10 protein-coding genes are annotated in these 8,952 nt (G+C 72.2%); 3 read left to right on the top strand and 7 right to left on the bottom strand.

Going from position 1 to position 8,952, the window contains the following annotated elements:
* Positions 1 to 655, top strand: a 655-nt coding sequence (locus AB0J52_RS17190; protein WP_500182567.1) for an ArsR/SmtB family transcription factor, incomplete at its 5' end; no start/stop codon positions are given.
* Positions 656 to 695: 40 nt separating this feature from the next.
* Here the strand turns inward: AB0J52_RS17190 and AB0J52_RS17185 are convergent.
* From AB0J52_RS17185 to AB0J52_RS17160, 6 genes are all read right to left on the bottom strand, one after another.
* Positions 696 to 1,598 (bottom strand): DMT family protein, encoded by a 903-nt coding sequence (locus tag AB0J52_RS17185; protein ID WP_500182566.1) that lies wholly within the window; start codon positions 1,596 to 1,598, stop codon positions 696 to 698.
* A 204-nt stretch (positions 1,599 to 1,802) separates the two neighbouring features.
* Positions 1,803 to 2,543, bottom strand: coding sequence for a methyltransferase domain-containing protein (locus AB0J52_RS17180; RefSeq protein WP_500182565.1), 741 nt, complete (start codon positions 2,541 to 2,543; stop codon positions 1,803 to 1,805).
* A complete protein-coding gene (locus tag AB0J52_RS17175) occupies positions 2,540 to 2,899 on the bottom strand; it encodes an ArsR/SmtB family transcription factor (protein WP_500182564.1) in 360 nt (119 codons plus the stop codon). Before AB0J52_RS17175 ends, AB0J52_RS17180 begins: the two co-directional genes overlap by 4 nt.
* 107 nt (positions 2,900 to 3,006) lie before the next feature.
* Positions 3,007 to 3,441, bottom strand: coding sequence for an arsenate reductase ArsC (locus tag AB0J52_RS17170; RefSeq protein ID WP_500182563.1), 435 nt, complete (start codon positions 3,439 to 3,441; stop codon positions 3,007 to 3,009).
* Positions 3,434 to 4,453 (bottom strand): ACR3 family arsenite efflux transporter, encoded by a 1,020-nt coding sequence (gene arsB, locus AB0J52_RS17165; RefSeq protein ID WP_500182568.1) that lies wholly within the window; start codon positions 4,451 to 4,453, stop codon positions 3,434 to 3,436. The genes AB0J52_RS17170 and arsB overlap by 8 nt, the downstream gene beginning before the upstream one ends.
* 104 nt (positions 4,454 to 4,557) lie before the next feature.
* A complete protein-coding gene (locus tag AB0J52_RS17160; protein ID WP_500182562.1) occupies positions 4,558 to 4,959 on the bottom strand; it encodes an ArsR/SmtB family transcription factor in 402 nt (133 codons plus the stop codon).
* An 83-nt stretch (positions 4,960 to 5,042) separates the two neighbouring features.
* Between AB0J52_RS17160 and AB0J52_RS17155 the strand changes: the two genes are divergently transcribed.
* Positions 5,043 to 5,531 (top strand): ArsI/CadI family heavy metal resistance metalloenzyme, encoded by a 489-nt coding sequence (locus tag AB0J52_RS17155; RefSeq protein WP_500182561.1) that lies wholly within the window; start codon positions 5,043 to 5,045, stop codon positions 5,529 to 5,531.
* Positions 5,532 to 5,611: 80 nt separating this feature from the next.
* On the opposite strand, the gene AB0J52_RS17150 is transcribed toward AB0J52_RS17155, so the two are convergent.
* Positions 5,612 to 7,828, bottom strand: coding sequence for an Orn/Lys/Arg family decarboxylase (locus tag AB0J52_RS17150; RefSeq protein ID WP_500182560.1), 2,217 nt, complete (start codon positions 7,826 to 7,828; stop codon positions 5,612 to 5,614).
* Positions 7,829 to 8,049: 221 nt separating this feature from the next.
* On the opposite strand from AB0J52_RS17150, the gene AB0J52_RS17145 reads away from it, so the two are divergent.
* On the top strand, positions 8,050 to 8,952 hold a 903-nt coding region (locus AB0J52_RS17145), incomplete at its 3' end, for a MerR family transcriptional regulator (RefSeq protein ID WP_500182559.1).

Here is an 8,952-nt window from a genome sequence, read left to right as displayed (position 1 = left end):
CGCCGAACGGCTGCTCGCAGACCCCGCCGCAGTGCGGACCCGCGTGCGCGACACCCTCGAAGCATGCGCCGAGGCGTTCTTCGACAACGCCTGGGCGGACGTCGCGGTCCAGCTCGCCACCGACCTCCGCCTGAAGAACGACCTGCTCAGACGCCAGGGAATCGGGGCGGCACTCGCCTCGGTCTCCGGCGCGGTCACCCTCGCACCGGACGGCGACCACATCATCGTCGACAAGGTGCAGGACAAGGCGACCGCCGCCCGAGGCGCCGGGGTCACCTTCATCCCCAGCGTCTTCGGCCGCCCGCACCTGGTCGCGGTCCACGCGCCCGGGTGGCATCCGGTGGTGCAGTACCCCGTCGCCGAGCCGAGCCCGGCCGAGCCGGTCTCGCTGGAGACGGTCACCCTCCGGTTGGAGGCCCTCGCGCATCCGGTGCGCCTGCGGCTGCTGCGCACCCTGGCCCGCGGCCCGCACACCACGAGCGAGCTGGCCGACTTCTGGGACCTGTCGTCCCCGGAGGTGTCCCGCCACCTCGCCGTCCTGCGCCGCGCCGGCCTGCTCACCGCTCGACGGCAGGGCCGGTACGTGCGCCACACCCTCAATCTGCCCGACCTGACGGCACTGGGCGCCGACCTCCTGGCGGCCGTCCTCCGCTGATCAGCCTCGTCCCGCCAGGACGCGCGGTCGGGGACTCGGGTCAGCCGGAGGCGGGAAGTTCCTCCGGACGACGCTCGTGCGCGCCGACGACCTCCGGCTCGCCGAACCACGCCACGGCGACGGCGCCCACCACGGCCAGCAGGAAGCCGATGACCGCCACCCAGGCATAGCCCGGACGCGAGGCGTCGCCGAGCCAGACGACGCCGAGGGCGCCGGGAACCACGGTCTCCCCCACCACCAGCGCAGCGGTGGCGCCGTTGATCGAGCCGATCTGCAGGGCGACGGTGTGCAGGTACATGCCGCCGATGCCGCCGATCAGGATGGCGTACAAGGCCGGGTCGGTCAGCAGCGCGCCGGGGGCGAGCGGGTCCGCGCCGTTCAGCACCCGCACGCCGATGCCGACCACACCGAAGCCCAGGCCGGACAGCAGACCGGCCAGGATCGCCGCCTTGGCTCCCAGCCAGCGCACCGCCAGGGTGCCGCCGCCGATGAGCAGCACCGACGCCGCCAGCAGCCACCAGTGCGTGGATATCGGGGTGCGGCCGCCGCCCTCGGGACCGGCCGCGCCCGCCAGCAGCACCAGGGCCGCGCAGACCACTCCGATGGAGGCCCACTCCTGCCGGCCCAGCCGCACGCCCAGCAGCCGGATGCCCAGCACCGCGGTGATCACCAGGTTGGCGCTGATCACGGTCTGCGAGAGGAACAGCGGCAGCATCCTGGCCGCCAGCGCGCCGAGCCCGAAGCCGACGAAGTCCAGCACGGTCCCCACCATGAACTCCCAGGTCACAGCGGCCTTCGCGGTGGACGAGAGGCTGGGCCCGCCGTGCTGGGTGGTGGCGGTCGCGGACCGCGCGGCCGCCTCCCTGCGGCTGGACTTGCGGGATCCCATGGCCTGCAGCACCGACCCGACGCCGTAACAGGCCGAGGCGGAGAGGGCGGTCATGAGACCAAGGATCATCGATTGCTCCGTTCGCGTGCCGCCCGTGCGGGGACTCGGATCACCGCCGACGTGGGCCGCCAAGCGCGGTCGAGGGACTTCCCTCTCGTCAGGATGGACGAGCGATATAGGAAGGAAGTTCCGGAAAACCACCCACGGATCCCAGCACGCGGCGTCCAGCGCGCTCGCCGAGACCGGCCTCGGACGCGCTCACCTGGTGGCCTGGACGATCGCCGAGCGCAGGCCGTCCCCGGCGTCGCCGGTGACGGTGATGCGGATGGCGGTGAATCCGGTCAGCCGCAGCAGTTGCTCGTACTCGGCGGCGGTGAGGGTGCCGTTGGCGCAGCCGACGCGGGCTTCGGACGCGGCGCGCCGGGCGGGGTCGAGGTCGTCGTCGGCGATGACGTCGCTGATGCCCAGGCGTCCTCCCGGCCGCAGCACGCGGAACGTCTCGGCCAGGACGCGCGGCTTGTCGGTGGACAGGTTGATGACGCAGTTGGAGATGACGACGTCGACGCCGGCGTCGGGCAGGGGGATGTCCTCGATGTGGCCGTGCAGGAAGCGGACGTTGGCCGCACCGGCCTCGGCGGCGTTGGAGCGGGCGAGGGCGAGCATGTCGCGGCTGGCGTCCAGGCCGTAGACCGTGCCGGTGGGGCCGACGCGGCGGGCCGACAGCACCACGTCCAGGCCTCCGCCCGAGCCGAGGTCCAGGACGGTGTCCCCGGGGCGCAGTTCGGCGACGGCGAGCGGGTTGCCGCAGCCCAGGCTGGCACGCAGCGCGGCTTCCGGCACGTCCTGGCCGTCCTTCTGGTAGGCGGCGGCGCCGAAGCAAGCCTGCTCGGCGTCGTCGGCCTCGCAGTCGAGCGGCGTCCCACCGGCCTGGGCGAGCCGCGCCAGGCCGGAGTAGCGGTCGACGACCTGGTCCACCGGAATCGGAGCGTGATCGGTCACCGTGCTGCCCTTTGCTCAGGGCTCGCGCATTCGGACGTGGCCGGCGCCGGGCGGCCCATGACGATGTCGGCGGCCGAGGGGAAGCAGCTCACGCAGGTGTCGTTGATCCGGTAGAAGCGGGCTGTGCCCTGCTGGTCGGCCAGGACGAACCGCACCTCGGCCAACACCTTCAGGTGTGCCGAGACCGTCGACTGGCCGACGTCGAGATGGCCGACGATCTCTCCGACGTTCATCGGGCGCCCTTGGCGGGCCAGCAGGGAGACGATCTGCACGCGCGTGGGGTCGGCCAGGGCCCTGAACCAGGACGCGTACTCAGCGGCGGTGGACCGGTCGAGCGGCCCCTTCCCCTCTTTCATCGTCCATCGACGATAAACGATGAAGAGGGTGCGGGGGAAGACCCGGACACGCCGGCGGTGGCGCCTCTCGCACGCAGGGCGCCGCCGCCCGAAGAGGTCGAAGGTCCTCAGGAAGGGGGTGGGACCAGTTCGGTCAGCAGGGCGCGGACACGGGCGTCGATCTCGTCGCGGATGGGGCGGACCTCCTCGGGCGGCAGGCCGGCGGGGTCGGGCAGTTGCCAGTCCAGGTAGCGCTTGCCGGGGAAGACGGGGCAGACGTCGCCGCAGCCCATGGTGATGACGACGTCGGCGGTACGCACGGCGTCACCGGCGAGGGGTTGGGGGAACCGCCCGGACAGGTCCAGGCCGAGCTCGGCCATCACGGCCCGTACCGCGGGATTGATCTGACCGGCGGGGGCGGATCCGGCCGAGCGGACCCGGACGCGTCCGGCGGCGTGGTGGTCCAGCAGCGCGGCGGCCATCTGGGAACGCCCGGCGTTGTGCACGCACACGAACAGCACCTCGGGGATCTCCGTCGAGGTCTGGCCGGGGGTCTCAGGCATGGCGGGCTCTTTCGGTGGCAGGGCCGGGGACTTGGGCGCGCCATGTGAGGCGGCGGCGCAGGGCCAGGGAGACGTACACCAGGGCGACCAGGACGGGGACCTCGATCAGCGGGCCGACCACTCCGGCCAGGGCCTGGCCGGAGGTGACGCCGAAGGTGGCGATCGCGACGGCGATGGCGAGTTCGAAGTTGTTGCCCGCGGCGGTGAACGCCAGAGTCGTGGTCCGCTCGTACCCCAGGCCCGCGGCCCGGCCCAGGGCGAACGACCCCGCCCACATGAGCGCGAAGTAGGCCAGCAGCGGCACGGCGATGCGTGCGACGTCCAGCGGGCGGGCGGTGATCTGGTCGCCTTGCAGGGCGAAGAGGATCACGATGGTGAACAGCAGCCCGTACAGGGCGGCCGGGCCGATACGCGGCAGGAACCGGGTCTCGTACCAGTCGCGTCCCTTGGCTCGTTCGCCCAGGCGGCGGGTCAGGTATCCGGCCACGAGCGGGACGCCGAGGAAGACCAGGACGCTGCGGGCGATGTCCCACGCCGAGGCGTCCATGTGCGCCTGTTCCAGGCCGAGCCGGCCGGGCAGCACGTTCAGGTAGAACCAGCCCAGCACGCCGAACGCGACCACCTGGAACACCGAGTTGAGCGCGACCAGCACGGCGGCGGCCTCCCGGTCCCCGCACGCCAGGTCGTTCCAGATGACCACCATCGCGATGCAGCGCGCCAGCCCGACGATGATCAGGCCGGTCCGGTACTCGGGCAGGTCGGGCAGCAGCAGCCAGGCCAGGGCGAACATCACCGCCGGGCCGAGCACCCAGTTCACCGCCAGCGAGCCGATCAGCAGCCGCCGGTCGCCGGTCACGGTGCCGAGGCGGTCGTAGCGGACCTTGGCCAGCACCGGGTACATCATCACCAGCAGCCCGGCCGCGATCGGCAGTGAGATCCCGTCGACCTTCACCGCGTCCAGCGCCGTCCCCAGGCCGGGGACCAGGCGGCCGGCCAGCAGTCCGGCGGCCATCGCCGCGCCGATCCACACCGGCAGGAACCGGTCCAGCCGCGACAGCCGCCCCGGTGCGGCCTGCCGGGTGGGCGAAGCGGTGACGGTCGCCTCCGCGCCGCCGGTCACGCCGAGGCCATCGCGGTGGCGCGCGTGCCCAGGATCGCCGACAGCCGCTCCAGCACGCCGGGATTGAGCCAGTAGTAGACCCAGGTCCCGCGCCGTTCCGAACCGATGAGCCCGGCCTGCTTGAGGACCTTCAGGTGGTGGCTGATCGTCGGGGCGGTGAGGTCGAAGGCGGCGGTCAGGTCGCACACGCACGCCTCGCCGCCCTCGTGGCAGGCGATCAGCGACAGCAGCCGCAGCCGCACCGGGTCGGCGATCGCCTTGAACAGCGGGGCGAGCTCGGCGGCCTCGCCCTCGGTGAGCGGCTCGCACACCAGCGGCGCACAGCACGCCTCCCCCTGCCCGCCCACGGTGACCTGGCCCGGGGTGGCGCCGACGAGCGGCAGTTCCTGCTTCGACATACCTCTAATTTGACATCCATCTATCCACGGGCGCAAACTCGGGCCGTCCGCTACTTAGACAAACATCGAAACAGGAGGCCGTGATGTCCCGCGTCCAGCTCGCTCTGCGCGTGTCCGACCTGGAAGGCTCGATCGCCTTCTACTCCAAGCTGTTCGACACCGAACCCGCCAAGCTGCGCCCCGGCTACGCCAACTTCGCCATCGCCGAGCCCCCGCTCAAGCTCGTGCTCATCGAGGGTGAGGGCGACGAGCCCACCCGCCTGGACCACCTGGGCGTCGAGGTCGAAGACTCCGCCCTGGTCACCGGCGCGGCCCAGCGGCTGGCCGCCGAGGGCCTGGCGACCCTGGAGGAGAACGACACCTCCTGCTGCTACGCCGTTCAGGACAAGGTCTGGGTCCACGGCCCCGGCAACGAGCCCTGGGAGGTCTACGTCGTGAAGGCCGACGCCGACACCCTCGCCAAGGCCGACGACTCCGCCTGCTGTGCCGCCGCAGGCCCCGAGGGCGGCGAGCGCACCGGCAACGGCGTCCCCCTCCCGGTGGTCTCGACGACGGGGCCGTCCTGCTGCTGAACTCCCGTCTCGGCCGGCGCCCGCCCGCGCCACCGGCGACCTCGGGGAAGGGACCACCGCCGATGAGGGTGGCAGGCTCGTCAGCCGGCTGTGGGTGACGGGGCGGAGCCGGTCGGGGCGAGGCAGTCGAGGTGGTAGGCGCCGGCCTGGTCGCGGTGGACGCCGTGGATGTCGGCGGCGAAGGCGGGGAAGGCCTGGTCGATGGCCTGCAGGGCGCGGAGGTAGGTGAGGGCGGGGCCGTCCGCGCGGCCGATGTTCTCGCCCGGCAGGAGCATGGGGATGCCGGGCGGGGTGACCACGACCAGGGACGCGGCGACGCGGTCGTGGGCCTGGTCGAGCGGGACCTGCTCGACGTCGTCGTGGATGAGCATGTGGTGGGCGACGCGAGGGGTGACCTCGGGCGTCGGAAGGTCGGTGAAGACCTGGTCCAGCAGGCGGCCCAGGCCGTGGGCCTGCAGAGCGGCGTGCATGGCGTCGCACAGGTCGGGCAGGGGGCCGGTGAGGCCGAGTTCGGGGATGAGCTCCTGGACGGGTGCGCCGGCGTCGTGGGCGTCCTTGAAGTCGACCAGGGCGTCGATGAGGGTGCCCCACTTGCCTTTGGTGGTGCCCAGGGAGAACAGGACCAGCAGGGTGTAGTCGCCGGTCTTCTCCACGACGATGCCCCGGTGTTCAAGGTAGGCCGCGACGACCCGGGCCGGGATCCCGAACTCCTGGACGGCGCCGTCGGCGGTGACACCGGGGCAGGTGATGGTGACCTTGATCGGGTCGAGCATGCAGTAGCCGCTCCGCAGGTCGGTGAATCCGTGCCAGGCGGCGCCGGGCTCCAGGCTCCAGGCGGCCGGGACGGAGACCAGGTCCGCGACGGGCGCGGTGGCGATGTGGTCCGGCTGCCAGACGCCGAAGAACCAGCCGGGCCGGTCCCGGGTCAGCCGGATCTGCTCGGCGACCGACACCACCGTCTGCCTGAATCTGATCGCCTCGGTGATGGCCTCGGTGAGCAGGAAGGTGCCCGACGCGCCGTCCATCATCGCGGCGGCGACGTCCAGGGAGGCGATCATCGGATAGGAGGGCGAGGTGGTGCCGTGCATCAGGTAGGTCTCGTTGAAGCGCGCCAGGTTCACCGGCGCGCGCGGCGCGGGCCGGATGTGCACCATCGCCGCCTGCGACAGCGCGGCGAGCAGCTTGTGCGTCGACTGGGTCGCGAAGACCGTCGGCCGCAGGTCGTCACCCATCACCTCCGGCGTCACCGCCATGCCGAAGCGACGCGCGTACAGCGGGTGGAACGCGCCGTGCCCGAACCAGGCCTCGTCGAAGTGGATCCGCGGCACGTGGGGCGCGAGCAGCTCGGCGACATCGACCGCGTCGTAGCAAAGCCCGTCATAGGTGGAATTGGTGATCACCGCCGACACCGCCGCAGCCCCTCCGTCACCGGCGTGGGCCAGTGCCGAGGGCGGGATCGGGCCGGCCAGCCCCAGCCCGTTGCGTTGCGGCACCAGGTAGCGGGGCACCGCGCCCGACAGAGTCAGCGCGTGCATGATCGACTTGTGGCAGTTGCGGTCCACCAGCACGGTCTCCCCGTCGGCCGCGGTCGCGTGGCCGACGATCCGGTTGGACGCGGAGTTGCCGTTCATCACGAACAGGGTCTGCTCGGAGCCGAACACCCTGGCCGCGTTGCGTTCGGCCGCGCCGATCCGCCCGGTGTGGTCCAGCGGTGAGCCGAGCTCCCCGACCGAGATCGACAGGTCGGTGCGGAAGAGCGCCTCGCCGTAGAAGTCCCACAGCGCCCGGCCCGCCGGTGACTTCAGGAACGCCACCCCACCCGCGTGTCCCGGCGTGTGCCAGGAGAACTCGTGGCCGGCGTCGAAATGCCGCAGCGCCCGGAAGAACGGCGGCAGCACCGCCTCCCGGTAGTCGGCCACCGCCCTGGCGATCCGGCCGGCGATGAACGCCGGGGTGTCCTCCAGGGGCCACACGCATCCCTGGATCAGCTTGTAGGCCCACAGCGGCAGCCCGCTCACGTCCGGCCCTGTGACCAGCAGGAACACCGGCAGGCGGATAAAGCGCTCCCCGATCGCCCGCAGCACCTCGCCGGTACCGGCCGGGCCGTCCATCGCGGTGTCGGTGGTGTCCCATCCGACCAGCGCCGCACCGAGCGCCGCGTCCGACCGCACCACGCTCAGCGCGTCCCGGACGCTCGCCGCGCGCAGCACCCCCACGCCGGACGCCTCCAACGCCTCGGCGAGCTTCTCGACACCCCCACCGCCCTCGTCCGGCCCGGACAGCAGCAGAACCCGCATTCCACCCGCACCAGCCGACGGCAGCATCGCCGAGTCCCTTCGCCAAAGGCAACCAGCCGATGTCACCGTCCCCGCTCTCCTGGCTGCGGAACGTGACGGAAAGCGGTCCTATCCCGTCCTTCACGGCAGGCCCTCCTCCCCCACCGGCGCGTCAGTGAGCGGCGAAGTCCGGGGCGGGACGCCCTTGAGTCTCCAGCGGGTGGAAGGTCCACACTCCTCACGTGAGCGACGAAGGCCGTGAGCTGTTCACCATCGGGCAGCTCTCCCACCGCACCGGCACGCCGGTGCGCACCATCCGCTTCTGGTCCGATGTCGGGGCGCTGCCTCCGGCCGGACGCTCCGCCGCCGGCTACCGGCTCTATGACGCCCGGTCGGTCGCCCGTCTCCAGCTCGTGCGCACCCTGCGCGAGTTGGGGCTCGGCCTGGAGGACGTCCGGCGGGTGCTGGAGCGGGAGACGACCGTCGCGGCCGTCGCCGCCGTCCACGTGGAAGCCCTGGACGCCCGGATCCGGGCCCTCCGTCTGAGCAGGGCCGTGCTGAGCACTGTGGCCAAGCGGCAGTCCGACACCGAGGAGATGGAACTGGTGAACAAGCTGGCAAGGCTCTCCATCGAAGAGCGCAAAGCGATCATCGAGGACTTCACGGCCGCCGTCTTCGGCGGTCTCGACACCGATCCGCGGCTGGGTGAGCGGATGCGCGGCACCGCGCCGGAACTTCCCGACGACCCGACACCGGCGCAGGTCGACGCATGGATCGAACTCGCGGAACTGGTCACCGATCCCGGCTTCCGCCGTCGCATGCGCCGCATGGCGGAACACAACGCCACCGCTCGCGGCCGGGCGGGCTCGGGGCCCGGTGCCCAGCCGGGCGCCTTCACGTTCTTCGCCAAGAAGGTCTCACTGCTCGTCCGCCCCGCTCGCGAACGCGGCGTCGCCCCCGACTCGGTCGAGGCGGGGCGGATCCTCGACGAACTCCTCGGCAGCGAGGCCGGCGCCCGCCGCGACCAGGTGCTGGAGCGGATCGAGGCGTCCCTCGACGCGCAGGCGGAGCGCTACTGGCAGTTGCTCGCGCTCGTCCGAGGCGAGGAGCCTCCGGCGGCGACGTCGCCGGACTATCGGTGGTTG

Source organism: Spirillospora sp. NPDC049652 (genome assembly GCF_040675125.1).
Taxonomy (GTDB): domain Bacteria; phylum Actinomycetota; class Actinomycetes; order Streptosporangiales; family Streptosporangiaceae; genus Spirillospora.
This window is presented reverse-complemented; position numbering and strand designations above follow the sequence as displayed.

Excerpts from the sequence above, each read along its gene's own strand:
- AB0J52_RS17185 (WP_500182566.1), bottom strand. The coding sequence starts at position 1,598 with ATGACCGCCCTCTCCGCCTCGGCCTGTTACGGCGTCGGGTCGGTGCTG.
- AB0J52_RS17175 (WP_500182564.1), bottom strand. The coding sequence starts at position 2,899 with ATGAAAGAGGGGAAGGGGCCGCTCGACCGGTCCACCGCCGCTGAGTAC.
- AB0J52_RS17170 (WP_500182563.1), bottom strand. The coding sequence starts at position 3,441 with ATGCCTGAGACCCCCGGCCAGACCTCGACGGAGATCCCCGAGGTGCTG.
- arsB (WP_500182568.1), bottom strand. The coding sequence starts at position 4,453 with ATGGCCGCCGGACTGCTGGCCGGCCGCCTGGTCCCCGGCCTGGGGACG.
- AB0J52_RS17160 (WP_500182562.1), bottom strand. The coding sequence starts at position 4,959 with ATGTCGAAGCAGGAACTGCCGCTCGTCGGCGCCACCCCGGGCCAGGTC.
- AB0J52_RS17155 (WP_500182561.1), top strand. The coding sequence starts at position 5,043 with ATGTCCCGCGTCCAGCTCGCTCTGCGCGTGTCCGACCTGGAAGGCTCG.
- AB0J52_RS17150 (WP_500182560.1), bottom strand. The coding sequence starts at position 7,828 with ATGCGGGTTCTGCTGCTGTCCGGGCCGGACGAGGGCGGTGGGGGTGTC.